General features: G+C 41.0%; 27 protein-coding genes and 1 pseudogene. 23 read left to right on the plus strand and 5 right to left on the minus strand.

The window, feature by feature from the left end; all coding sequences use genetic code 11:
* Positions 1-50: 50 nt before the first annotated feature.
* A complete protein-coding gene (gene pavA, locus WKI42_RS04505; RefSeq protein ID WP_368081292.1) occupies positions 51-1,706 on the minus strand; it encodes an Rqc2 family fibronectin-binding protein PavA in 1,656 nt (551 codons plus the stop codon).
* 104 nt (positions 1,707-1,810) lie between these two features.
* Here pavA and ybeY point away from each other — a divergent pair, with 104 nt between their 5' ends.
* From ybeY to WKI42_RS04595, 18 genes and pseudogenes are all read left to right on the plus strand, one after another.
* Positions 1,811-2,308, plus strand: a complete 498-nt coding sequence (gene ybeY, locus WKI42_RS04510; RefSeq protein ID WP_000275155.1) for an rRNA maturation RNase YbeY — start codon at positions 1,811-1,813, stop codon at positions 2,306-2,308.
* The gene (locus tag WKI42_RS04515; protein WP_000378166.1) at positions 2,289-2,684 is read left to right on the plus strand and encodes a diacylglycerol kinase family protein; all 396 of its coding nucleotides are present in this window, start codon (positions 2,289-2,291) and stop codon (positions 2,682-2,684) included. Before ybeY ends, WKI42_RS04515 begins: the two co-directional genes overlap by 20 nt.
* 16 nt (positions 2,685-2,700) lie before the next feature.
* Positions 2,701-3,600, plus strand: a complete 900-nt coding sequence (gene era, locus WKI42_RS04520; RefSeq protein ID WP_218757809.1) for a GTPase Era — start codon at positions 2,701-2,703, stop codon at positions 3,598-3,600.
* 48 nt (positions 3,601-3,648) lie between these two features.
* A complete protein-coding gene (mutM, locus tag WKI42_RS04525) occupies positions 3,649-4,473 on the plus strand; it encodes a DNA-formamidopyrimidine glycosylase (RefSeq protein WP_368081293.1) in 825 nt (274 codons plus the stop codon).
* Positions 4,473-5,078 carry a dephospho-CoA kinase gene (coaE, locus tag WKI42_RS04530; RefSeq protein WP_368081294.1) on the plus strand — a complete coding sequence of 202 codons (606 nt, stop codon included), beginning with the start codon at positions 4,473-4,475 and terminating at the stop codon, positions 5,076-5,078. The genes mutM and coaE overlap by 1 nt, the downstream gene beginning before the upstream one ends.
* Positions 5,065-6,264 carry a multidrug efflux MFS transporter gene (locus WKI42_RS04535; RefSeq protein ID WP_368081295.1) on the plus strand — a complete coding sequence of 400 codons (1,200 nt, stop codon included), beginning with the start codon at positions 5,065-5,067 and terminating at the stop codon, positions 6,262-6,264. Before coaE ends, WKI42_RS04535 begins: the two co-directional genes overlap by 14 nt.
* Positions 6,264-6,413 carry a 50S ribosomal protein L33 gene (gene rpmG, locus WKI42_RS04540; RefSeq protein WP_050277970.1) on the plus strand — a complete coding sequence of 50 codons (150 nt, stop codon included), beginning with the start codon at positions 6,264-6,266 and terminating at the stop codon, positions 6,411-6,413. The genes WKI42_RS04535 and rpmG overlap by 1 nt, the downstream gene beginning before the upstream one ends.
* 39 nt (positions 6,414-6,452) lie before the next feature.
* Positions 6,453-6,686, plus strand: coding sequence for a preprotein translocase subunit SecG (gene secG, locus WKI42_RS04545; RefSeq protein ID WP_000282517.1), 234 nt, complete (start codon positions 6,453-6,455; stop codon positions 6,684-6,686).
* 100 nt (positions 6,687-6,786) lie between these two features.
* Positions 6,787-9,141 carry a ribonuclease R gene (gene rnr, locus WKI42_RS04550; RefSeq protein ID WP_368081296.1) on the plus strand — a complete coding sequence of 785 codons (2,355 nt, stop codon included), beginning with the start codon at positions 6,787-6,789 and terminating at the stop codon, positions 9,139-9,141.
* Positions 9,104-9,571 (plus strand): SsrA-binding protein SmpB, encoded by a 468-nt coding sequence (smpB, locus tag WKI42_RS04555; protein WP_001051750.1) that lies wholly within the window; start codon positions 9,104-9,106, stop codon positions 9,569-9,571. Before rnr ends, smpB begins: the two co-directional genes overlap by 38 nt.
* Before the next feature lie 14 nt (positions 9,572-9,585).
* On the plus strand, positions 9,586-10,446 hold the full coding sequence (gene tehB, locus WKI42_RS04560; RefSeq protein ID WP_368081297.1) for an SAM-dependent methyltransferase TehB: 861 nt from the start codon (positions 9,586-9,588) through the stop codon (positions 10,444-10,446).
* 119 nt (positions 10,447-10,565) lie between these two features.
* On the plus strand, positions 10,566-10,754 hold the full coding sequence (locus WKI42_RS04565; protein ID WP_049491803.1) for a type II toxin-antitoxin system HicA family toxin: 189 nt from the start codon (positions 10,566-10,568) through the stop codon (positions 10,752-10,754).
* 27 nt (positions 10,755-10,781) lie between these two features.
* Positions 10,782-11,159: a type II toxin-antitoxin system HicB family antitoxin gene (locus WKI42_RS04570; protein WP_368081298.1), complete on the plus strand. Its 378-nt coding sequence runs from the start codon at positions 10,782-10,784 to the stop codon at positions 11,157-11,159.
* A gap of 77 nt (positions 11,160-11,236) precedes the next feature.
* Positions 11,237-12,190, plus strand: a complete 954-nt coding sequence (locus tag WKI42_RS04575; protein WP_368081299.1) for a competence protein CoiA — start codon at positions 11,237-11,239, stop codon at positions 12,188-12,190.
* An 18-nt stretch (positions 12,191-12,208) separates the two neighbouring features.
* Positions 12,209-14,011: an oligoendopeptidase F gene (gene pepF, locus WKI42_RS04580; RefSeq protein ID WP_368081300.1), complete on the plus strand. Its 1,803-nt coding sequence runs from the start codon at positions 12,209-12,211 to the stop codon at positions 14,009-14,011.
* A 1-nt stretch (position 14,012) separates the two neighbouring features.
* Positions 14,013-14,726, plus strand: a complete 714-nt coding sequence (locus WKI42_RS04585) for an O-methyltransferase (protein ID WP_368081301.1) — start codon at positions 14,013-14,015, stop codon at positions 14,724-14,726.
* Between the two features lie 66 nt (positions 14,727-14,792).
* Complete coding sequence (prsA, locus tag WKI42_RS04590; RefSeq protein ID WP_000727951.1) at positions 14,793-15,731, plus strand: peptidylprolyl isomerase PrsA; 939 nt, start codon at positions 14,793-14,795, stop codon at positions 15,729-15,731.
* Positions 15,732-16,039: 308 nt separating this feature from the next.
* Positions 16,040-16,135 (plus strand): annotated as a pseudogene (locus tag WKI42_RS04595) (IS630 family transposase); the annotation flags it as partial.
* Positions 16,136-16,492: 357 nt separating this feature from the next.
* On the opposite strand, the gene WKI42_RS04600 reads toward WKI42_RS04595, so the two are convergent.
* From WKI42_RS04600 to WKI42_RS04615, 4 genes are all read right to left on the minus strand, one after another.
* Positions 16,493-17,113 (minus strand): histidine phosphatase family protein, encoded by a 621-nt coding sequence (locus tag WKI42_RS04600; RefSeq protein WP_368081302.1) that lies wholly within the window; start codon positions 17,111-17,113, stop codon positions 16,493-16,495.
* Positions 17,113-17,595 (minus strand): aminoacyl-tRNA deacylase, encoded by a 483-nt coding sequence (locus WKI42_RS04605; RefSeq protein WP_368081303.1) that lies wholly within the window; start codon positions 17,593-17,595, stop codon positions 17,113-17,115. The genes WKI42_RS04600 and WKI42_RS04605 overlap by 1 nt, the downstream gene beginning before the upstream one ends.
* The gene (locus tag WKI42_RS04610; protein ID WP_368081304.1) at positions 17,595-18,437 is read right to left on the minus strand and encodes a DUF368 domain-containing protein; all 843 of its coding nucleotides are present in this window, start codon (positions 18,435-18,437) and stop codon (positions 17,595-17,597) included. Before WKI42_RS04610 ends, WKI42_RS04605 begins: the two co-directional genes overlap by 1 nt.
* A 94-nt stretch (positions 18,438-18,531) precedes the next feature.
* Entirely contained in the window at positions 18,532-19,332 is an 801-nt protein-coding gene (locus WKI42_RS04615) for a glycoside hydrolase family 25 protein (protein WP_368081305.1), read from the minus strand.
* Between the two features lie 143 nt (positions 19,333-19,475).
* Here WKI42_RS04615 and glmU point away from each other — a divergent pair, with 143 nt between their 5' ends.
* The 5 genes from glmU to rocS all read left to right on the plus strand — a co-directional run bounded on the left by glmU (position 19,476) and on the right by rocS (position 23,010).
* A complete protein-coding gene (gene glmU, locus WKI42_RS04620; protein WP_172934495.1) occupies positions 19,476-20,855 on the plus strand; it encodes a bifunctional UDP-N-acetylglucosamine diphosphorylase/glucosamine-1-phosphate N-acetyltransferase GlmU in 1,380 nt (459 codons plus the stop codon).
* A 9-nt stretch (positions 20,856-20,864) separates the two neighbouring features.
* The gene (locus tag WKI42_RS04625) at positions 20,865-21,410 is read left to right on the plus strand and encodes an NUDIX hydrolase (protein WP_368081306.1); all 546 of its coding nucleotides are present in this window, start codon (positions 20,865-20,867) and stop codon (positions 21,408-21,410) included.
* An 11-nt stretch (positions 21,411-21,421) separates the two neighbouring features.
* Positions 21,422-21,733, plus strand: coding sequence for a cell wall synthase accessory phosphoprotein MacP (gene macP, locus WKI42_RS04630; protein WP_000517862.1), 312 nt, complete (start codon positions 21,422-21,424; stop codon positions 21,731-21,733).
* 16 nt (positions 21,734-21,749) lie between these two features.
* Positions 21,750-22,442: a 5'-methylthioadenosine/adenosylhomocysteine nucleosidase gene (locus tag WKI42_RS04635; protein ID WP_368081307.1), complete on the plus strand. Its 693-nt coding sequence runs from the start codon at positions 21,750-21,752 to the stop codon at positions 22,440-22,442.
* A gap of 76 nt (positions 22,443-22,518) precedes the next feature.
* Complete coding sequence (rocS, locus tag WKI42_RS04640) at positions 22,519-23,010, plus strand: chromosome segregation protein RocS (protein WP_000021242.1); 492 nt, start codon at positions 22,519-22,521, stop codon at positions 23,008-23,010.
* Positions 23,011-23,149: the final 139 nt, after the last annotated feature.

The raw sequence follows: 23,149 nt of genomic DNA on the forward strand, positions 1-23,149 counted from the left end.
GAATATGATTTGAGTGAATAGTATGTTAAAAATCCTGATTTCAAGTAAAATCAGGATTTTTTCATGGATGTAATTTTTTCGGGGTCTGGTGTGACGCGGAGGGTCTTTTGTCCTGTGTAAGTGACAAAGCCTGGTTTGCCACCAGTTGGTTTGTTGAGTTTCTTGACTTCAATCATATCTACCTGCACCAGATTTGATAGGCGACCTTGCGAGAAGTAGGCGGCTAGTTCTGCCGCGTCTGTCTTGACTTCATCGGATGGGTCAAGATTTCCTGAGATGACAACATGGCTTCCAGGGATGTCCTTGGCATGGAACCAAAGTTCTTCCTTACGAGCCATTTTAAAGGTCAATTCCTCATTTTGCAGATTGTTTCGGCCGACATAGATGATGGTTTTGCCATCGCTTGCTAGATATTGTTCTGGTTTTTTGCGTTTCTGGATTTTCTCCCGTTGTCTTCTGCGGATAAAACCAGTTTGAATCAATTCTTCACGGATTTCAGCGATTTCTTCCAGTCCAGCTTGGTTGAGGACGGTTTCCACACTTTCAAGATAGAGAATAGTTGCCTTGGTTTCCTCAATCAGATTAGTCAAGTATTTGACAGCTTCTTTGAGTTTCTGATACCGTTTGAAATAGCGTTGGGCATTCTGGTTGGGAGTCAGGGACTTATCAAGCGCAATCGTGATAGGTTGGTTGGTGTAGTAGTTGTCCAGGATAACCTGGTCTTGGTCGTTAGGCACTTGGTGGAGGAAGGTTGTCAGCAATTCACCCTTTTGGCGAAATTCCTCCGCGTTGTCTGTCGCCAGTAATTCTTTTTCTTGTTTTTTCAGCTTATGTCGATTTTTCTGCAGTTCATTTTCAACACGGCGAATGAGTTCACTGGCTTGTTGTTTGACGCGGTCTCGCTCAGCCTTGTCCTTATAGTAGGTGTCCAGCAAATCAGAAAGACTGGCAAAAGGCTCTCCCACCTGATTTGCAAAAGGAACTGGACTGAAGGAAGTCTCAGTCAAGCAGGGTTTGGTTTCTTGATTGAAAAAGTTACGGAAAGTAGATAGTTTATCACTAACCAGTATCCTTTCCAATTCATTTGCTGTATCGCGTCCCAGACCTTGAAAGAGGTTTTGAAGGTTCTTAGCTGTCGTTTCCTGTGTTTGCAGGATTTCAAAGAGTTTTTCATCCTTGACAGTAAAAGGATGAAGAGACTCGGTGCTTGGCGGAGCGATATAGGTAGATCCAGGAAGCAAGGTACGGTAGCTATTTTGTGAAAAGCCAACATGTTTGATCACTTCGAGGATTTTATGACTGCTTTTATCGACCAGTAGAATATTACTGTGTTTCCCCATAATTTCGATAATCAAGGTAGCCTGAATATGGTCTCCAATCTCGTTTTTATTAGAAACCGTAATTTCCACAATACGGTCATTTTCCACTTGCTCGATCGACTCAATCAGGGCACCCTGCAAATATTTTCTCAAAACCATGATAAAGGTGGAAGGTTGGGCTGGATTTTCAAAAGTTGTTTGGGTTAGCTGAATGCGTCCAAAAACTGGATGGGCAGAAAGGAGCAGGCGATGGCTTTGGCGATTGCTGCGGATTTGCAAGACTAATTCTTGTTCAAAAGGCTGATTGATTTTCTGGATGCGACCATTCACTAACTCTCTTCGCAATTCCTCAACCATGTGGTGTAAAAAAAATCCGTCAAATGACATCGTTCTCTCCTTGTGATTGTATTCCATAGTATTATATCAAAAAGGTAGAATAAAATCATGGAAATGTGGTATAATAAAGCCAAGTAAAGAGAAACGAGAAGCACATGTATATTGAAATGGTAGATGAAACTGGTCAAGTTTCAAAAGAAATGTTGCAACAAACCCAAGAGATTTTGGAATTTGCAGCCCAAAAATTAGGCAAAGAAGACAAGGAGATGGCAGTCACTTTTGTGACTAATGAACGTAGTCATGAACTCAATCTGGAGTACCGTGACACAGATCGTCCGACAGATGTTATCAGCCTTGAGTATAAACCAGAATTGGAAATTGCCTTTGACGAAGAGGATTTACTTGAAAATCTAGAATTGGCAGAGATGATGTCTGAGTTTGATGCCTATATTGGGGAACTGTTCATCTCTATTGATAAGGCTCATGAGCAGGCCGAGGAATATGGCCATAGCTTTGAGCGTGAGATGGGCTTCTTGGCAGTACACGGCTTTTTACATATCAACGGCTATGATCACTACACTCCGGAAGAAGAAGCGGAGATGTTCGGTTTACAAGAAGAAATTTTGACAGCCTATGGACTCACAAGACAATAAACGAAAATGGAAAAATCGTGACCTGATATCCAGTTTAGAATTTGCCCTTACAGGAATTTTTACTGCTATCAAGGAAGAACGCAATATGCGAAAACATGCAGTAACGGCTCTTGTAGTTATTCTTGCAGGTTTTGTTTTTCAGGTGTCACGAATCGAATGGCTCTTTCTCCTATTGAGCATTTTCTTGGTAGTAGCTTTTGAAATTATCAATTCTGCTATCGAAAATGTGGTGGATTTGGCCAGTCACTATCACTTTTCTATGCTGGCTAAAAATGCCAAGGATATGGCGGCTGGCGCGGTATTAGTGGTCTCTCTTTTCGCAGCCTTAACAGGCGCATTGATTTTTCTCCCACGAATCTGGGATTTATTATTTTAAACAGTAAGAGGAAATTATGACTTTTAAATCAGGCTTTGTAGCCATTTTAGGACGTCCCAATGTTGGGAAGTCAACCTTTTTAAATCACGTTATGGGGCAAAAGATTGCCATCATGAGTGACAAGGCGCAGACAACGCGCAACAAAATCATGGGAATTTACACGACTGATAAGGAACAAATCGTCTTTATCGATACGCCAGGGATTCACAAGCCTAAAACAGCTCTCGGAGATTTCATGGTTGAGTCTGCCTACAGTACCCTTCGCGAAGTGGACACCGTTCTTTTCATGGTGCCTGCTGATGAAGTGCGTGGTAAGGGGGACGATATGATTATCGAGCGTCTCAAAGCTGCCAAGGTTCCAGTGATTTTGGTGGTGAACAAGATTGATAAGGTCCATCCAGACCAGCTCTTGTCTCAGATTGATGATTTTCGTAATCAAATGGACTTTAAGGAAATCGTTCCAATCTCAGCTCTTCAAGGGAATAACGTCTCTCGTCTAGTGGATATTTTGAGTGAAAATCTAGATGAAGGTTTCCAATATTTCCCATCTGATCAAATCACAGACCATCCAGAACGTTTCTTGGTTTCAGAGATGGTTCGCGAGAAAGTCTTGCACCTAACTCGTGAAGAGATTCCGCATTCTGTCGCAGTAGTTGTGGATTCTATGAAACGAGACGAAGAGACAGACAAGGTTCACATCCGTGCAACCATCATGGTCGAGCGCGATAGCCAAAAAGGGATTATCATCGGTAAAGGTGGTGCTATGCTTAAGAAAATTGGTAGCATGGCCCGTCGTGATATTGAACTTATGCTAGGAGACAAGGTCTTCCTAGAAACATGGGTCAAGGTCAAAAAAAACTGGCGCGATAAAAAGCTAGATTTGGCTGACTTTGGCTATAATGAAAAAGAATACTAAGTAGAGGTGGGCTCATGCCTGCTTCTTGTTTTTACAGAAGGAGGATTTATGCCTGAATTACCTGAGGTTGAAACTGTTCGTCGTGGCCTAGAAAAATTGATTTTGGGAAAGAAGATTTCGAGTGTAGAAATTCGTTATCCCAAGATGATTAAGACGGATTTGGAAGAGTTTCAAAGGGAAGTGTCTGGTCAAGTTGTTGAGTCAATGGGACGTCGTGGTAAATATTTGCTTTTTTATCTGACAGACAAGGTCTTGATTTCGCATCTGCGGATGGAGGGCAAGTATTTTTACTATCCAGACCAGGTTCCTGAACGCAAGCATGCCCATGTTTTCTTTCAGTTTGAGGACGGTGGAACGCTTGTTTATGAGGATGTACGCAAGTTTGGTACTATGGAACTCTTGTCTCCTGACCTTTTGGACACCTATTTTATTTCTAAAAAATTAGGTCCTGAACCAAGCGAACAAGACTTTGATTTGCAGATCTTTCAATCTGCCCTTGCCAAGTCCAAAAAGCCTATCAAATCCCATCTCCTAGACCAGACCTTGGTAGCTGGCCTTGGCAATATCTATGTGGATGAGGTTCTCTGGCGAGCTCAGGTTCATCCATCTAGACCTTCCCAGACTTTGACAGCAGAAGAAGCGACTGCCATTCATGACCAGACCATTGCTGTATTGGGACAGGCTGTTGAAAAAGGTGGCTCAACCATTCGGACTTATACCAATGCCTTTGGGGAAGATGGAGCCATGCAGGATTTTCATCAGGTCTATGACAAGGCTGGTCAAGAATGTTCACGTTGTGGCACCATCATTGAGAAATTCCAGCTTGGCGGAAGGGGAACTCATTTTTGTCCCCAGTGCCAAAGGAGGGGCTGATGGGAAAAATCATCGGAATCACTGGGGGAATTGCCTCTGGTAAGTCAACTGTGACAAATTTTCTAAGAAAGCAAGGTTTTCAAGTAGTGGATGCCGATGCAGTCGTCCACCAACTACAGAAACCTGGTGGTCGTCTGTTTGAAGCTCTAGTCCAGCACTTTGGGCAAGAAATCATCCTTGAAAACGGAGAACTCAATCGCCCTCTCCTAGCTAGTCTTATCTTTTCAAATCCTGAAGAACGGGAATGGTCTAAGCAAATTCAAGGGGAGATTATCCGTGAGGAACTAGCTACGTTGAGAGACCAGTTGGCTCAGACAGAAGAGATTTTCTTCATGGATATTCCCCTACTTTTTGAGCAGGACTACGTCTCTTGGTTTGATGAGACTTGGTTGGTCTATGTGGACCGAGATGTCCAAGTAGAACGTCTAATGAAAAGGGATCAGCTATCCAAGGATGAAGCTGAGTCTCGTCTGGCAGCCCAGTGGCCTTTAGAAAAAAAGAAAGATTTGGCCAGCCATATTCTTGATAATAATGGCAATCAGAAACAGCTTCTTAATCAAGTGCATATCCTTCTTGAGGGAGGTAGGCAAGATGACAGAGATTAACTGGAAGGATAATCTGCGCATTGCCTGGTTTGGTAATTTTCTGACAGGAGCCAGTATTTCTTTGGTAGTGCCCTTTATGCCCATCTTTGTGGAAAATTTAGGTGTAGGGAGTGATCAAGCTGCTTTTTACGCAGGTTTAGCTATTTCTGTCTCTGCCATTTCTGCAGCACTTTTCTCTCCTATCTGGGGCATCCTTGCTGACAAATACGGTCGAAAGCCCATGATGATTCGAGCTGGTCTGGCCATGACTATCACTATGGGAGGCTTGGCCTTTGTGCCAAATATTTATTGGTTAATCTTTCTTCGTTTACTGAATGGTGTATTTGCGGGTTTTGTTCCCAATGCAACGGCCTTGATAGCCAGTCAGGTTCCCAAGGAGAAATCAGGAACTGCCTTAGGTACTTTGTCTACAGGCGTAGTTGCAGGTACTCTAACTGGTCCCTTTATCGGGGGATTTATTGCAGAATTATTTGGCATTCGTACTGTTTTCTTACTGGTTGGTAGTTTTCTATTCTTAGCTGCTGTTTTGACTATTTGCTTTATCAAGGAAGATTTTCAACCAGTAGCCAAGGAAAAGGCCATCCCAACAAAGGAATTGTTTACCTCAGTTAAATATCCCTATCTTTTGGTCAACCTCTTTCTGACCAGTTTTGTCATCCAATTTTCAGCCCAATCAATCGGCCCTATCTTAGCTCTGTATGTGCGTGACTTAGGGCAGACAGAGAATCTTCTTTTTGTCTCTGGTTTGATTGTGTCCAGTATGGGCTTTTCCAGTATGATGAGTGCGGGAGTCATGGGAAAGCTAGGTGACAAGGTGGGCAACCATCGCCTCTTGGTTGTAGCCCAGTTTTATTCAATCATCATCTATCTCCTCTGTGCCAATGCCTCTAGTCCCCTTCAACTAGGACTCTATCGTTTCCTCTTTGGCTTGGGGACTGGTGCCTTGATTCCTGGAGTTAATGCCCTTCTCAGTAAGATGACACCCAAAGCCGGTATTTCTAGGGTCTTTGCCTTTAATCAGGTATTCTTTTATCTGGGAGGTGTCGTTGGGCCTATGGCAGGTTCTGCAGTAGCAGGTCAATTTGGCTACCATGCAGTTTTTTATGCGACAAGCCTTTGTGTTGCCTTTAGTTGTCTCTTTAACCTGCTTCAATTTCGAACATTATTAAAAGTAAAGGAAATCTAGTGCGAGTAAAAATTAATCTCAAATGCTCCTCTTGTGGCAGTATCAATTACCTAACCAGTAAAAATTCAAAAAACCATCCAGACAAGATCGAGGTTTTAAAGTATTGTCCCAAGGAAAGAAAAGTAACCCTACATCTTGAATCTAAGTAGATTTTATGGTAAAATAATAAGGATTTTAAGGAGTTTGATATGTATAACCTATTATTAACCATTTTATTAGTATTATCTGTTGTGATTGTGATTGCGATTTTCATGCAACCAACCAAAAACCAATCCAGCAATGTATTTGATGCCAGCTCAGGTGATTTGTTTGAACGCAGTAAAGCACGCGGTTTTGAAGCTGTAATGCAGCGTTTGACAGGGATTTTAGTCTTTTTCTGGCTAGCCATTGCCTTAGCATTGACGGTATTATCAAGTAGATAAGAAAATAATGGGCAGGACTAGGTCTTTGCCTCTTTTTATTTTTAAAGAATGTTTGAGAAGGTTTTACAGTAAAAGAAAATTAAAAATCTAGAAAGAAAATATGAAAGATAGAATAAAAGAATATTTGCAAGACAAGGGAAAGGTGACTGTCAATGACTTGGCTCAGGCTTTGGGAAAAGACGGGTCCAAGGATTTTCGTGAGTTGATTAAAACCTTGTCCCTAATGGAAAGAAAGCACCAGATTCGCTTTGAGGAAGATGGAACTTTGACTTTGGAAGTCAAGAAAAAACATGAAATTACTCTCAAGGGGATTTTTCATGCCCATAAAAATGGCTTTGGTTTTGTCAGTCTAGAAGGGGAAGAGGACGACCTTTTCGTAGGAAAAAACGATGTCAACTATGCTATTGATGGCGATACCGTTGAGGTCGTGATCAAGAAAGTCGCTGATCGTAATAAGGGAACAGCAGCAGAAGCCAAAATTATTGATATCCTAGAGCACAGTTTGACAACTGTTGTCGGACAAATTGTTCTGGATCAGGAAAAGCCCAAGTATGCGGGTTATATCCGTTCGAAAAATCAGAAAATCAGCCAACCAATTTATGTTAAGAAACCAGCTCTTAAACTAGAAGGAACAGAAGTTCTCAAGGTCTTTATCGACAAATACCCAAGCAAGAAACATGATTTCTTTGTAGCGAGTGTCCTTGATGTGGTGGGGCATTCAACGGATGTCGGAATTGATGTTCTTGAGGTTTTGGAGTCTATGGATATTGTCTCAGAATTTCCAGAGGCTGTTGTCAAGGAAGCAGAAAGTGTGCCTGATGCTCCGTCTCAAAAGGATATGGAAGGCCGTCTGGATCTAAGAGATGAGATTACCTTTACCATTGATGGCGCTGACGCCAAGGACTTGGACGATGCGGTGCATATCAAGGCCTTGAAAAATGGGAATCTGGAGCTTGGTGTTCACATCGCAGATGTTTCCTACTATGTGACCGAGGGTTCTGCCCTTGACAAGGAAGCCCTTAACCGAGCGACTTCAGTCTATGTAACAGACCGAGTTGTTCCAATGCTTCCAGAACGACTGTCAAACGGCATTTGTTCCCTCAATCCTCAAGTTGACCGTCTAACTCAGTCAGCCATCATGGAGATTGATAAACATGGTCGTGTGGTTAACTATACCATTACACAAACAGTTATCAAGACCAGTTTTCGTATGACCTATAGCGATGTCAATGATATCTTAGCTGGCGATGAAGAAAAGAGAAAAGAATATCAGAAAATTGTTCCAAGTATTGAACTCATGGCCAAGCTCCATGAAACTTTAGAAAACATGCGTGTGAAACGTGGTGCCCTCAATTTCGATACCAATGAAGCTAAGATTTTGGTTGACAAACAAGGTAAGCCTGTTGATATCGTTCTTCGTCAGCGTGGTGTTGCCGAGCGCATGATTGAGTCCTTCATGTTGATGGCCAATGAAACAGTTGCCGAGCATTTCAGCAAGCTGGATTTGCCTTTCATCTATCGAATTCACGAGGAGCCAAAGGCTGAAAAGGTTCAGAAGTTTATTGATTATGCTTCAAGTTTTGGCTTGCGCATTTATGGGACTGCCAGCGAGATTAGTCAGGAGGCGCTCCAAGACATCATGCGTACTGTTGAGGGAGAGCCTTATGCGGATGTATTGTCTATGATGCTTCTACGCTCAATGCAACAGGCTCGTTATTCGGAGCACAATCACGGTCACTATGGACTAGCGGCTGACTATTATACTCACTTTACCAGTCCGATTCGTCGTTATCCAGACCTTCTTGTTCACCGTATGATTCGTGATTACGGCCGTTCTAAGGAAATAGCAGAGCATTTTGAACAAGTAATTCCAGAGATTGCGACCCAGTCTTCCAACCGTGAACGTCGTGCTATCGAGGCCGAGCGTGAAGTTGAAGCCATGAAAAAGGCTGAGTACATGGAAGAATACGTGGGCGAAGAGTATGATGCAGTTGTATCAAGTATTGTTAAATTCGGTCTCTTTGTTGAATTGCCAAACACAGTTGAAGGCTTGATTCACATCACTAATCTACCTGAATTTTATCATTTCAATGAGCGGGATTTGACTCTTCGTGGGGAGAAATCAGGAACAACCTTCCGTGTGGGTCAGCAAATCCGTATCCGAGTTGAAAGAGCCGACAAGATGACGGGTGAAATTGACTTCTCTTACATCCCAAGTGAGTTTGATGTGATTGAGAAGGGCTTGAAACAGTCTAGTCGTAGTGACAGAGGGCGTGGTTCAAGTCGTCGTTCAGATAAGAAGGAAGACAAGAGAAAATCAGGACGCTCAAATGATAAGCGCAAGCATTCACAAAAAGACAAGAAGAAAAAAGGCAAGAAACCTTTTTACAAGGAAGTAGCTAAGAAAGGAGCCAAGCATGGCAAAGGGCGAGGGAAAGGTCGTCGCGCAAAATAAAAAGGCGCGCCACGACTATACAATCGTAGATACGCTAGAGGCAGGAATGGTCCTGACTGGAACTGAAATCAAGAGTGTGCGAGCTGCTCGAATCAATCTCAAGGATGGCTTTGCCCAAGTGAAAAATGGAGAAGTTTGGTTGAGCAATGTTCATATCGCTCCTTACGAAGAGGGCAATATCTGGAACCAGGAACCAGAACGCCGTCGCAAACTCCTGCTCCATAAAAAGCAAATCCAAAAATTGGAACAAGAGACTAAAGGAACAGGAATGACCCTGGTTCCTCTTAAAGTCTATATCAAAGATGGTTACGCTAAACTCCTTTTAGGTCTAGCTAAAGGGAAGCATGACTATGATAAACGGGAGTCTATCAAACGTCGTGAGCAGAATCGCGATATTGCGCGCGTGATGAAAGCTGTCAATCAACGATAAAAAGAGGAATGAAGATGGAAAAACTAGTTGCCTATAAACGCATGCCTTTGTGGAATAAACAAACTATGCCAGAGGCTGTTCAGCAAAAGCACAATACCAAGGTTGGGACTTGGGGCAAGATTACTGTTTTAAAAGGAACTCTCAAGTTTATTGAATTAACAGAGGATGGCGAGGTTCTAGCTGAGCATCTATTTGAAGCAGGGGCTGACAATCCCATGGCACAACCACAAGCTTGGCACCGAGTGGAGGCTGCTACAGACGATGTGGAATGGTATTTGGAATTTTATTGTAAACCTGAGGATTACTTCCCTAAGAAATACAATACCAATCCTGTTCATTCAGAGGTCTTAGAGGCTATGCAGACAGTAAAACCAGGGAAAGCCTTGGATTTGGGCTGTGGTCAGGGTCGTAATTCTCTCTTTCTAGCCCAGCAAGGTTTTGATGTGACAGCTGTGGATCAAAATGAACTGGCCCTTGAAATCTTGCAAAGCATTGTGGAGCAGGAAGATTTGGATATGCCTGTTGGTCTTTATGATATCAATTCAGCTAGCATTGGGCAAGCTTATGATTTCATCGTATCGACAGTTGTTTTGATGTTTTTGCAAGCAGACCGCATTCCTGAAATTATCAAAAATATGCAGGAGAAAACCACTGTTGGTGGCTATAATCTTATCGTCTGTGCCATGGACACGGAGGATTATCCTTGCTCAGTGAACTTCCCATTTACCTTTAAGGAAGGCGAACTAGCGAACTATTACAAGGACTGGGAATTGGTCAAGTACAATGAAAATCCAGGCCATTTGCACCGTCGCGATGAGAATGGCAATCGTATTCAACTACGCTTTGCGACCATGCTAGCTAAAAAAATCAAGTAAACATGAATGAAGATTAGGAATTTTCCTGATCTTTTTCCTTTTTTTACGAATAGATAAGATAGAAGAATTGACAAAAATACGCATTATAAGTATAATTTTAGATAGAAAGGTGACCATAAATGCCAATCACAGGTAAGGAAATGGTAAAATTAGCTCTTGCAAATGGATGGATTGAAGTTCGTAAGAGAGGAAGTCATCATCATTTTAAGAAAGAAGGGGTTCCCTATCTTGTCACTATTCCAGTTCACGGTAATGAGGATCTAGGAAAAGGTTTAGAGAGAAAAATATTAAAAGATTTGGGACTGTAGTTGATTTGGAAATTGTGGAGGTGTATTATGCTAAAATCTTATCCTGCTATTTTTCATAAAGAAGGTACTGGATACTGGATTGAATTTCCGGAGTTTGGAGGCGGGACTGAAGGAGCAACGATTGAACTTGCAATGAAAAATGCTCGGGAAATGCTTGAGAGTATTTTAGCTTCTTATATTGATGAAGGACTGGCTCTACCTACTCCTAGTGACATTTCTATGTTGAAAGCTTCTGATGGATTTGTGACTTTGATTCAGGTCAATCCCTTACCTTTCGTAAAGAATAATAAAGCGATTCGAAAAAATGTTACGGTTCCAGAGTGGCTAGTCAGACTTGCGGATCGTGAGAAAGTGAACTATTCTGAAGTGTTGACACAAGCTCTTGAAAGTCGCTTGCAACTCTAAAATTATAGAATGATGAAGATTGGGAATTTTCCTGATCTTTTTCTTTTTTACGAATAATATAGAAAAGGAGGGAAATCATGTTTGTTGCGAGAGATGCTAGGGGAGAGTTGGTAAATGTGTTAGAGGATAAGCTTGAGAAGCAAGCATACACCTGCCCAGCTTGTGGAGGTCAGCTCCGTTTGCGGCAAGGACAAAGTGTCCGAACCCATTTTGCCCATAAATCCTTAAAAGACTGTGATTACTCCTTTGAAAATGAAAGTCCAGAACACCTGGCAAATAAGGAAGTCCTCTATTACTGGTCTAAAACAGAGGCAGAGGTGCAATTAGAATACCCCCTTCCAGAGCTTAAACAGATTGCAGATGTGTTTGTAAATGGTCATTTAGCTCTAGAAGTCCAGTGTAGTCCCTTGCCTCAAAAAGTTCTTAAAGAGCGCAGTGAGGGCTATCGTAGTCAGGGTTACCAAGTACTGTGGTTGCTGGGAGAAAAACTGTGGCTCAAGGAACGTTTGACTCGTCTGCAACAAGGTTTTCTTTATTTCAGTCAAAATATGGGCTTTTATGTTTGGGAAATAGACAAGGAAAAACAGGTTTTAAGGCTTAAATATCTTATTCACCAAGATCTCCGCAGCAAACTCCATTATCAAATCAAGGAATTTCCCTATGGTCACGGTAGTCTACTGGAGATATTACGTCTTCCCTATAAGAAACAAAAAATATCTCATTTTACAGTTTCTCAGGACAAGGACATCTGTCGCTATATCCGGCAACAACTTTATTATCAAAATCCCATTTGGATGAAAGAACAAGCAGAAGCCTATCAAAAGGGAGAAAATGTCCTGACTTATGGGTTAAAAGAATGGTATCCACAAATTCGACCACTAGTAGGTGATTTTTGCCAAATTGAGCAAGATTTGCCCAGCTATTATCAGTATTTTCAAATCTATTACCAAGAAAATCCTCAAAATGATTGGCAAAAGCTTTATCCACCAGCCTTTTATCAGCAATATTTCTTGAAAAATATGGTAGAATAGAAAGGATGGAGGAATCTAATGGTATTACAAAGAAATGAAATAAATGAAAAAGATACATGGGATCTATCAACGATCTACCCAACTGACCAGGCTTGGGAAGAAGCCTTAAAAGATTTAACAGAACAATTGGAGACAGTAGCCCAGTATGAAGGCCATCTCTTGGATAGTGCGGATAGCCTACTAGAAATTACTGAATTTTCTCTTGAGATGGAACGCCAAATGGAGAAGCTTTACGTTTATGCTCATATGAAGAATGACCAAGACACACGTGAAGCCAAGTACCAAGAGTACTATGCCAAGGCCATGACTCTCTATAGCCAGCTAGACCAAGCCTTTTCATTCTATGAACCTGAATTTATGGAAATCAGTGAAAAGCAGTATGCTGACTTTTTAGAGGCACAACCAAAGTTACAGGTTTATCAACACTATTTTGACAAGCTCTTGCAAAGCAAGGATCACGTTCTTTCACAACGTGAAGAAGAATTATTGGCTGGAGCTGGAGAAATCTTTGGTTCAGCAAGTGAAACCTTCGCTATCTTGGACAATGCGGATATTGTGTTCCCTTATGTTCTTGACGATGATGGTAAGGAAGTTCAGCTATCTCATGGGACTTACACACGTTTGATGGAGTCTAAAAATCGTGAGGTGCGTCGTGGTGCCTATCAAGCTCTTTATGCGACTTATCAACAATTCCAACATACCTATGCTAAAACCTTGCAAACCAATGTTAAGGTTCAAAACTACCGTGCCAAAGTTCGCAATTACAAGAGTGCTCGTCATGCAGCCCTAGCAGCCAATTTTGTTCCAGAAAGTGTTTATGACAATTTAGTAGCAGCAGTTCGCAAGCATTTACCCCTCTTGCATCGTTACCTTGAGCTTCGTTCAAAGATTTTGGGGATTTCAGACCTCAAGATGTACGATGTCTACACGCCGCTTTCATCTGTTGATTATAGTTTTACCTACCAAGAAGCCTTGAAAAAAGCAGAAGATGCCTTGGCAGTCTTGGGTGAGGATTATTTGAGCCGTGTTAAACGTGCCTTCAGTGAGCGTTGGATTGATGTTTACGAAAATCAAGGCAAGCGTTCAGGGGCCTATTCTGGTGGTTCTTACGATACCAATGCCTTTATGCTTCTTAACTGGCAGGACAATCTGGACAATCTCTTTACTCTTGTTCATGAAACAGGTCACAGTATGCATTCAAGCTATACTCGTGAAACGCAACCTTATGTTTACGGAGATTATTCGATCTTCTTGGCTGAGATTGCCTCAACGACCAATGAAAATATCTTGACGGAGAAATTATTGGAAGAAGTGGAAGACGACGCAACGCGCTTTGCTATTCTCAATAACTTCCTAGATGGCTTCCGTGGAACAGTTTTCCGTCAAACTCAATTTGCTGAGTTTGAACACGCCATTCACCAAGCGGATCAAAATGGTGAAGTCTTGACAAGCGATTTCTTAAATAAACTCTACGCAGACTTGAACCAAGAGTATTATGGTTTGAGTAAGGAAGACAATCCTGAAATCCAATACGAGTGGGCACGCATTCCACACTTCTACTATAACTACTATGTATACCAATATTCAACAGGCTTTGCAGCAGCCTCAGCCTTGGCTGAAAAGATTGTTCATGGTAGTCAAGAAGACCGTGACCGTTATATCGACTACCTCAAGGCAGGTAAGTCTGACTATCCACTTAATGTCATGAGAAAAGCTGGCGTTGATATGGAGAAGGAAGACTATCTCAACGATGCCTTTGCAGTCTTTGAACGTCGTTTGAATGAGTTTGAAGCCCTTGTTGAAAAATTGGGATTGGCATAAGATGGTTGAATCGTATAGTAAAAATGCTAACCATAACATGCGTCGCCCTGTCGTCAAGGAAGAAATTGTGGACTTGATGCGTCAGCGCCAAAAGCAAGTCACAGGCTCTTTGAAAGGATTGGAAGACTTTGCCCGTAAGGAAAATATTCCCATTATTCCCCATGAAACGGTTGCTTATTTCCGTTTTCTCATGCAAACCATGCAACCTAAAAACATTCTGGAAATTGGGACGGCTATCGGTTTTTCTGCCCTCTTGATGGCAGAACATGCGCCAAAGGCTAAGATTACAACTATTGACCGCAATCCAGAGATGATTGGCTTTGCCAAGGAAAATTTTGCTCAATTTGACAGTCGTAAGCAAATCACGCTTTTAGAAGGAGATGCGGTGGATGTCTTATCTACACTGACAGAGTCTTATGATTTCGTCTTTATGGACTCTGCTAAGTCTAAATACATCGTTTTTCTGCCAGAAATCCTCAAACATTTGGAAGTTGGAGGTGTGGTTGTCTTGGATGATATTTTTCAAGGTGGTGATGTTGCCAAGGACATTATGGAAGTTCGTCGTGGCCAGCGAACCATTTATCGAGGCCTTCAAAGACTATTTGATGCAACCTTAGACAATCCAGGACTCACCGCAACATTAGTACCTCTGGGGGACGGCATTCTCATGCTTCGTAAAAATGTAGCAGATGTTCAATTGCCTGACAGCGAATGATTTTCAGAAAAATTTAAGAAAATATAGTAAAATAGATAGAGTAACACTTATCTCAAAGGAGTAGACATGAAGAAAAAATTATTGGCAGGTGCCATTACACTATTATCAGTAGCAACTTTAGCAGCTTGTTCGAAAGGTTCAGAAGGGGCAGACCTTATCAGCATGAAAGGGGATGTTATTACAGAACACCAATTTTATGAGCAAGTGAAAAGCAACCCTTCAGCCCAACAAGTCTTGTTAAATATGACCATCCAAAAAGTTTTTGAAAAACAATATGGCTCAGAGCTTGATGATAAAGAGGTTGATGATACTATTGCCGAAGAAGAGAAACAATATGGTGAGAACTACCAACGTGTCTTGTCACAAGCAGGAATGACCCTTGAAACACGTAAAGCTCAAATTCGTACAAGTAAATTAGTTGAGTTGGCAGTTAAGAAGGCAGCAGAAGCTGAATTGACAGATGATGCTTACAAGAAAGCCTTTGATGAGTACACTCCAGATGTAACGGTTCAAATCATCCGTCTTGATAATGAAGATAAGGCCAAAGAAGTTCTCGAAAAAGCCAAGGCAGAAGGTGCTGATTTTGCTCAATTAGCCAAAGATAATTCAACTGATGAAAAAACTAAAGCGAATGGTGGAGAAATTACCTTTGATTCTGCTTCAACGGAAGTACCTGAGCAAGTCAAGAAAGCCGCTTTCGCTTTAGATGTAAATGGCATTTCTGATGTGATTACAGCAACTGGCACACAAGCCTACAGTAGCCAATATTACATTGTAAAACTCATTAAGAAAACAGAAAAATCATCTAATATTGATGACTACAAAGAAAAATTAAAAACTGTTATCTTGACTCAAAAACAAAATGATTCAACATTTGTTCAAAGCATTATCGGAAAAGAATTACAAGCAGCTAATATCAAGGTTAAAGATCAAGCCTTCCAAAATATCTTTACCCAATATATTGGTGGCGGAGATTCAAGCTCAAGCAGTTCATCAAAAGAATAGTCCAAATCAATAAGTCAGGGAAAAAACTCGACTTCAGGAAAAAATGAAGTAAATCTTCCCACAATAAAACGCATAGTACAAGGTTTTCAATACCTGATATTATGCGTTTTTTGATTTTAAAGACTTTTTGACCAGCCTCATTTTTTTAACTTAATACTCAGTGAAAAGCAAAGATTAAACTAGGAAGCTAGCTGTAGGCTTCTCACAGAACAGCTTTGAGGTTGCAGATAAGACTTATGAGATCACCAACATATATAATGTGAAGCTGACGTGGTTTGAATAGACTTTAGAAGAGTATGAGTCTGGAAGTTTTAATGGATAATGCAAGATTCCATAGAATGGGTAAGCTAGAGTTCTTATGTGAAGAGTTTGGGCATAAACTTTTACCTCTTCCTCCCTACTCATCTTATACTCAATGAAAATCAAAGAGAAAACTAGGAAACTAGCCGCAGGCTGTACTTGAGTACAGCAAGGCGACGTTGACGCGGTTTGAAGAGATTTTCGAAGAGTATTAGTATAGAAAAGTGAATCTGAACTAGTACATTACTGCTTCTAAAACATTCTTATAAATTGATTTAAATTCTCAAATCACATTATTCAGTTCTTATTTCATTTTGCTTTACAATCCTGTTGAGAAGATACGTGTTCATATCAAAAAGGTATTGGCAAGTTGCAATACCTTTTTACGAGGCTCTTTTGTCTTATTTTTGTTTCAACTGACTATATCTCCTATTGTTCTAGTTCAGAAGGCTAGGCTATAATTATGATTGATAGGAAGTATCATTCCAAGTATCGAGAGTAAATGTTTCAAAATCATGGGTTTCTATAATGGTTAGGCTAGCATTTGCTAGACCGCCATCTTTACGAAGAAGAGGCTCTTTATAGCCTAGGAGAGTACGAAGACTGGCAGTAAGATTGGCGCCGTGACCGACAATTAGAATACGCTCAGCTGGACTATCTTTTAATGATTTGATAAATTGGATGGTCCGTTGCGTGGTGCTATAGAGGGATTCGGCTCCAAACATTTGAGTGTCAAACTTGGCAAGATTAGATCGGAAAGCTTTGATTTGTTGCGGGTAAATAGCTTCCAAGGTTGCAATTTTCAAACCTTCCAACTTCCCTAGCTGCCATTCACGGAGATTAGGAACGCTTTCTAAAGGACAGGGTGTCTGGAGTTGACTTTGGATAATCTCGGCAGATCTGACTGCTCGAGGTAAATCACTTGAATAAATTTGATCAAAAGGAATATCCTTGAGATACTGGCCTAGTTGTTTTAGGGTTTCAATGGATTCAGGAAGAAGGGGGGAATCTCCACTAGCACCTTGAAAGCGACCTTCTTGGTTCCAGAGGGTACGACCGTGGCGGACAAAGTAGAGTTTCATTACTTGCTGTCCTCCAAAATATCTACAAAGTCAGCTTTTATAAAGCTAGCCAAGTCTTGTGGAGCGACGATAATGCTGTGACCGACCTCGCCTGCAGAGACAATCATTTGATCCAAGTCTAGGGCAATCTTATCGATAAAAATGGGATAATTGTGTTTCTGACGAATTCCGACAGGATTATTGGCTCCATGAATGTAACCAGTTGTTTTTTCCAAGTCCTTTTGTGGAATCATGCTCACTTTTTTATTGCCAGAAATTTTAGCTAGTTTTTTTTCAGACAAGTGTTGGGTGATAGGGACAATTCCGATAATTGGTCCTGTTTTATCTCCCAGAAGAGCCAAGGTTTTGAAAATCTGATCTCGTTCATAACCTTGAGGCAGCTCTCCTTCTAGGGCATTGATTTGAATTCCCTGATGTGGGATACCTGCTTTAGACAGGATTTGTTCCACCAATGTTTTTTTGATTTTAACTTTTTTTGCCATTATTTATATTTATCCTCCAATTGGCTCATCCAAATACCAAGCCAGATTCCTAGAGCAAAGAAGAAGGCGATGATGACATACCCAACAAGAGAAAGGCCAGTGTATTGGATACTTTCAGCGTTTCCTGCATTTGGAATCAAGATCAGAAGGGTACTAGAAAGTACGATACCAATGATGAAATGATAGACGCGTGAGTGGTAGTTGTTTAAGGCATAATCCATCAACTTTGAAAAAATGATGAGAGTTGCACCTGCCCCAATTCCAATCGGGAAGAAGGTTCCCAAGAGGTCAAAGGTTTTAAAACCAGTCAACATAGGAGCATAGAGTCCCAAAATCAAAAGTAGATTTGATGGACTGAGGCCAGGAACCAATACGCCAAGAGCCAGCAGTGAACCTGCTAGGACCAAATTAAGAAAGCTAGCACTTAAGGTTCCAACGACAAAATTTAAGGCATAGAGTCCTAATCCAGAAATAATAAAGGTTGTCCAGAACCAAGCCAAATCAATCTTGTCTCGGTCAGATTCTCGAGTTGATTCTTTGAGGAGGCTAGGAACCGTACCAATGATGGCACCCGCAAAGCTCCATAAGACAAAGACCTGATAATTTTCAAGCAGGTATTCAATCGGGTAGGAAAATAAGCCGATTCCCAGAAGCATACCGATGGCAACTGGAATAAAGTACAAAACATTTTCCTTAAAGTCTTTAAAGGGATGGGCCAGAAAGCCAATCATCCGTTCGTAAATTCCTAAGATTGCTGCTAGAACCCCTCCGGAAATTCCCGGTAGAATAAATCCAAGAGCAATGACAATCCCTTTAATAAGGCGTGCTAACCATGAGAGCATATAGTTCCTCCAACTATTTCTATTTCAAAAAATCCTTACTATATTGTATCACAATCAAACACAAAAAGAAAAAGCAAATGCTAAACAAATGCTTTTAAGGTTTTAAAAAGAGTTTTCTAAAGGTTTCTTCTTTGTTTTTTAAGGGAGAGATGACGTTGATATCCAAATCGTGGTCAAAGCCGGCAATTTTTCCTTTAGATGTGTATTGGTGGATGTCATAATCTAAATCAGTTTTAGGACTGCTCTCCAAAAATCCTGAGTTAGAGCCGTAGGACGGAATCCAAACAGAGGTAAACTTGCCTGTATCAATACTATGTTCTTCCATGAAATAGACCCCAACGTAGATTCCGATGTTTTTAGCACCTAGTGATGCTAGTTTTGCTCGAAAGGCTTCAACACCCTCGTTCATATTGGACATGGTTTTATCTTCTACGTCTAGCCAATAGTAACTAGGACTGTAAGGAGAGGCTGCATTGTAGAAAACCTCAGCGGCTTTTTCCATTTCTTGGACACTTTTTCCAGCTACATAAGCGTAGACCCCAACTGGGACATTCCGCTTTTGAAGTTCAGTGATATGACTCTTATAGGCCTTGTCTATTCCATTGATAAAGGAAGCATCATTTTCTTTTGTTGTTTGAGCACCACTGTGAACACGAACAATAGCGCCTGAAATATTTTGTGAGAGGGCATCGTAGTTGATTTCCTCAGGACGCTGCCAGCCAGAGAGGTCAATAATCGGTTTGTCTAAGTGTTTTAGAGCTTGCGCTTCAATCTGCGCTATGTTGGATTTTGTTTTAAAGGATTGGTTGTCATTAAGTGGGCGATTGATGATTAAAATGAAAATTATGATCCCAAAAAAACTAAATAAAATAAGTGGATGAATTTGTTTTCTCATATCTTATAATTCTACCCTAAAAATCAAAAAAAATCAAAAAAATGGGTTAAGGAAAGGACTTTGGAGCATTTTTTCATTCAAGGGCGCGGAATGATTTGAAATATGGTATAATAAAAGGGAATTTCTACAGAAAAGAGAAGATTATGTCAAATTTTGCCATTATTTTAGCAGCGGGTAAAGGGACTCGCATGAAATCTGATTTGCCAAAAGTTTTGCACAAGGTTGCGGGTATTTCTATGTTGGAACATGTTTTCCGTAGTGTGGGAGCTATCCAACCTGAAAAGACAGTAACAGTTGTAGGACACAAGGCGGAATTGGTTGAAGAGGTCTTGGCTGGACAGACAGAATTTGTGACTCAATCTGAACAGTTGGGTACTGGTCATGCGGTTATGATGACAGAGCCAATCTTAGAAGGTTTGTCAGGACACACCTTGGTCATTGCAGGAGATACTCCTTTAATCACAGGTGAAAGCTTGAAAAACTTGATTGATTTCCACATCAATCATAAAAATGTGGCCACTATCTTGACTGCTGAAACAGATAATCCTTTTGGCTATGGACGAATTGTACGTAATGATAATGCAGAGGTTCTTCGCATCGTGGAGCAGAAGGATGCTACAGATTTTGAAAAACAAATCAAGGAAATCAACACTGGAACTTACGTTTTTGATAACGAGCGTTTATTTGAGGCTTTGAAAAATATCAATACCAACAATGCTCAAGGTGAATACTATATTACAGATGTCATTGGCATTTTCCGTGAAGCTGGTGAAAAAGTTGGTGCTTATACCTTGAAAGATTTTGATGAAAGTCTTGGGGTAAATGACCGTGTAGCTCTTGCGACAGCTGAGTCAGTTATGCGTCGTCGCATCAATCATCAGCACATGGTCAATGGTGTTAGCTTTGTCAATCCTGAAGCAACTTATATTGATATTGATGTTGAGATTGCGCCTGAAGTTCAAATCGAAGCCAATGTTACCTTGAAGGGGCAAACGAAAATTGGTGCTGAGACTGTTTTGACAAATGGAACGTATGTAGTGGATAGCACTATTGGAGCAGGAGCTGTTATTACCAACTCTATGATTGAGGAAAGCAGTGTTGCAGACGGCGTGACTGTCGGACCTTATGCCCACATTCGTCCAGGTTCAAGTATCGCTAGCCAAGCACATATTGGAAATTTTGTTGAGGTGAAAGGGTCTTCAATCGGCGAGAATACCAAGGCTGGTCATTTGACTTATATCGGAAACTGTGAAGTGGGTAGTCATGTTAATTTTGGTGCAGGAACCATTACAGTCAACTACGATGGTAAAAACAAATACAAGACAGTCATCGGTAACAATGTCTTTGTTGGTTCAAATTCAACCATTATTGCGCCAGTTGAGTTAGGTGACAATTCCCTCGTTGGAGCTGGTTCAACTATTACTAAAGACGTGCCAGCGGATGCGATTGCTATTGGTCGTGGTCGTCAGGTCAACAAAGATGAATATGCAACACGTCTTCCTCATCATCCTAAGAATCAGTAGGAGCCTATCATGGAATTTGAAGAAAAAACGCTTAGCCGAAAAGAAATCTATCAAGGACCAATATTTAAACTAGTCCAAGAGCAGGTTGAATTACCAGAAGGCAAGGGAATTGCCCAACGGGATTTGATTTTCCACAATGGAGCTGTCTGTGTTTTAGCCGTAACGGATGAGCAAAAACTCATCTTGGTCAAGCAGTACCGTAAGGCTATCGAGGCTGTCTCTTACGAAATTCCAGCTGGAAAATTGGAAGTAGGAGAAAATACAGACCCTGTCGCAGCAGCCCTGCGTGAATTAGAGGAAGAAACAGCCTATACAGGGAAGTTAGAACTCTTATATGACTTTTATTCAGCCATTGGCTTTTGTAATGAAAAGTTAAAACTATATCTAGCAAGCGATTTGACAAAAGTGGAAAATCCACGTCCCCAGGATGAAGATGAAACCTTGGAAGTCCTTGAAGTGAGCCTAGAAGAAGCCAAGGAATTAATCCAATCAGGTCACATCTGTGATGCCAAGACAATTATGGCTGTTCAGTATTGGGAATTGCACAAAAAATAGAGGAGGTCAGTATGGGTAAACCTTTATTAACGGATGAAATGATTGAAAGAGCTAATAGAGGCGAAAAAATTTCAGGTCCTCCTTTGCTAGATGATGAGGAGACTAAGATTTTACCAACCTCTTCTTCCCGTTTTGGTTATGCCAATCCTAAGGAACATGGTTTTAGTCAGGAAACCTTGAAGATTCAGGTCGAACCGTCTATTCATAAAAGCCGTCGCATTGAAAATACTAAGAGAAATGTCTTCAATTCTAAGTTAAATAAAATCTTATTCGCAGTCATCTTTCTCTTGATTTTGCTTGTGTTAGCAATGAAACTTTTGTAATAGAAAAGGAATTGAAATGAAAATAGGAATTATTGCAGCTATGCCAGAAGAACTGGCTTATCTGGTCCAACATCTAGACAATGCCCAAGAGCAAGTTGTTTTGGGGAATACCTATCATACAGGCAGCATTGCCTCTCATGAAGTCGTTCTTGTAGAAAGTGGAATTGGTAAGGTCATGTCTGCTATGAGTGTGGCGATTTTGGCTGATCATTTCCAAGTGGATGCTATAATTAATACGGGGTCAGCTGGGGCAGTAGCAGAAGGGATTGCTGTTGGTGATGTCGTGATTGCTGACAAATTAGCCTATCATGACGTGGATGTCACAGCTTTTGGTTATGACTATGGGCAAATGGCGCAACAACCGCTTTATTTTGAATCGGATAAAACCTTTGTTGCCAAAATCCAAGATAGTTTATCTCAATTGGATCAAAACTGGCATCTTGGTTTGATTGCTACAGGAGATAGTTTTGTTGCAGGAAATGACAAGATAGAAGCGATTAAGTCCCATTTTCCAGATGTTTTGGCAGTTGAGATGGAAGGAGCAGCTATTGCTCAGGCAGCGCATGCTCTTAATCTTCCAGTTTTAGTCATTCGAGCTATGAGTGACAATGCCAACCATGAAGCAAACATCTCTTTTGATGAGTTTATTATCGAAGCTGGACGTCGCTCTGCTCAAGTCTTATTAGCCTTTTTGAAGGCCTTAAATTAAGCGAAAATTTGACAGTTTTTCTAGCTTATGATAAGATTTAAGTAAAGAAAAGCTAGAAAACGTTTCAGAGGATATTATGAGTATTGAAATGACCGTCAGTGAGATTGCAGAGGTCTTAGGATTATCTCGCCAAGCAATCAATAACCGTGTCAAAGAATTACCAGAAGAAGACACAGATAAAAATGACAAAGGGGTAACAGTCGTTACCAGAAGTGGCTTGATTAAGCTAGAAGAAATCTATAAAAAAACGATTTTTGAAGATGAGCCTGTCAGTGAAGATGTCAAGCAACGTGAACTGATGGAGATTCTAGTTGATGAGAAGAATGCAGAAATTCTCCGTCTCTATGAACAATTAAAAGCCAAGGATCGTCAGTTATCAGAAAAAGACGAGCAGATGCGCATCAAAGACCGTCAGATTGCTGAGAAAGACAAACAACTCGATCAGCAACAACAATTGACCCTTCAAGCTATGAAGGATCAAGAAAATCTTAAGCTAGAGCTGGACCAAGCAAAAGAAGAAGTCCAATCCACTAAGAAAGGCTTTTTTGCTCGTTTATTTGGAGGATAATCAAGGAGCTGTTTAGGTTAAATGCTAACCTGATGGCTTCTTTTATTTCTAAATAGTATAGTTGCTCAATTAATACTCAATGAAAATCAAAGAGCAAACTAGGAAGCGAGCCGCAGGCTGCTCAAAGCACTGCTTTGAG

The sequence above is a fragment of the Streptococcus pseudopneumoniae genome (genome assembly GCF_038148935.1).
GTDB classification, from domain to species: Bacteria; Bacillota; Bacilli; order Lactobacillales; family Streptococcaceae; genus Streptococcus; species Streptococcus pseudopneumoniae_U.

Coding starts and splice junctions, on each gene's coding strand:
- pavA (WP_368081292.1), bottom strand. CDS start 1,706: ATGTCATTTGACGGATTTTTTTTACACCACATGGTTGAGGAATTGCGA.
- ybeY (WP_000275155.1), top strand. CDS start 1,811: ATGTATATTGAAATGGTAGATGAAACTGGTCAAGTTTCAAAAGAAATG.
- WKI42_RS04515 (WP_000378166.1), top strand. CDS start 2,289: ATGGACTCACAAGACAATAAACGAAAATGGAAAAATCGTGACCTGATA.
- era (WP_218757809.1), top strand. CDS start 2,701: ATGACTTTTAAATCAGGCTTTGTAGCCATTTTAGGACGTCCCAATGTT.
- mutM (WP_368081293.1), top strand. CDS start 3,649: ATGCCTGAATTACCTGAGGTTGAAACTGTTCGTCGTGGCCTAGAAAAA.
- coaE (WP_368081294.1), top strand. CDS start 4,473: ATGGGAAAAATCATCGGAATCACTGGGGGAATTGCCTCTGGTAAGTCA.
- WKI42_RS04535 (WP_368081295.1), top strand. CDS start 5,065: ATGACAGAGATTAACTGGAAGGATAATCTGCGCATTGCCTGGTTTGGT.
- secG (WP_000282517.1), top strand. CDS start 6,453: ATGTATAACCTATTATTAACCATTTTATTAGTATTATCTGTTGTGATT.
- rnr (WP_368081296.1), top strand. CDS start 6,787: ATGAAAGATAGAATAAAAGAATATTTGCAAGACAAGGGAAAGGTGACT.
- smpB (WP_001051750.1), top strand. CDS start 9,104: ATGGCAAAGGGCGAGGGAAAGGTCGTCGCGCAAAATAAAAAGGCGCGC.
- tehB (WP_368081297.1), top strand. CDS start 9,586: ATGGAAAAACTAGTTGCCTATAAACGCATGCCTTTGTGGAATAAACAA.
- WKI42_RS04565 (WP_049491803.1), top strand. CDS start 10,566: ATGCCAATCACAGGTAAGGAAATGGTAAAATTAGCTCTTGCAAATGGA.
- WKI42_RS04570 (WP_368081298.1), top strand. CDS start 10,782: ATGCTAAAATCTTATCCTGCTATTTTTCATAAAGAAGGTACTGGATAC.
- WKI42_RS04575 (WP_368081299.1), top strand. CDS start 11,237: ATGTTTGTTGCGAGAGATGCTAGGGGAGAGTTGGTAAATGTGTTAGAG.
- pepF (WP_368081300.1), top strand. CDS start 12,209: ATGGTATTACAAAGAAATGAAATAAATGAAAAAGATACATGGGATCTA.
- WKI42_RS04585 (WP_368081301.1), top strand. CDS start 14,013: ATGGTTGAATCGTATAGTAAAAATGCTAACCATAACATGCGTCGCCCT.
- prsA (WP_000727951.1), top strand. CDS start 14,793: ATGAAGAAAAAATTATTGGCAGGTGCCATTACACTATTATCAGTAGCA.
- WKI42_RS04600 (WP_368081302.1), bottom strand. CDS start 17,113: ATGAAACTCTACTTTGTCCGCCACGGTCGTACCCTCTGGAACCAAGAA.
- WKI42_RS04605 (WP_368081303.1), bottom strand. CDS start 17,595: ATGGCAAAAAAAGTTAAAATCAAAAAAACATTGGTGGAACAAATCCTG.
- WKI42_RS04610 (WP_368081304.1), bottom strand. CDS start 18,437: ATGCTCTCATGGTTAGCACGCCTTATTAAAGGGATTGTCATTGCTCTT.
- WKI42_RS04615 (WP_368081305.1), bottom strand. CDS start 19,332: ATGAGAAAACAAATTCATCCACTTATTTTATTTAGTTTTTTTGGGATC.
- glmU (WP_172934495.1), top strand. CDS start 19,476: ATGTCAAATTTTGCCATTATTTTAGCAGCGGGTAAAGGGACTCGCATG.
- WKI42_RS04625 (WP_368081306.1), top strand. CDS start 20,865: ATGGAATTTGAAGAAAAAACGCTTAGCCGAAAAGAAATCTATCAAGGA.
- macP (WP_000517862.1), top strand. CDS start 21,422: ATGGGTAAACCTTTATTAACGGATGAAATGATTGAAAGAGCTAATAGA.
- WKI42_RS04635 (WP_368081307.1), top strand. CDS start 21,750: ATGAAAATAGGAATTATTGCAGCTATGCCAGAAGAACTGGCTTATCTG.
- rocS (WP_000021242.1), top strand. CDS start 22,519: ATGAGTATTGAAATGACCGTCAGTGAGATTGCAGAGGTCTTAGGATTA.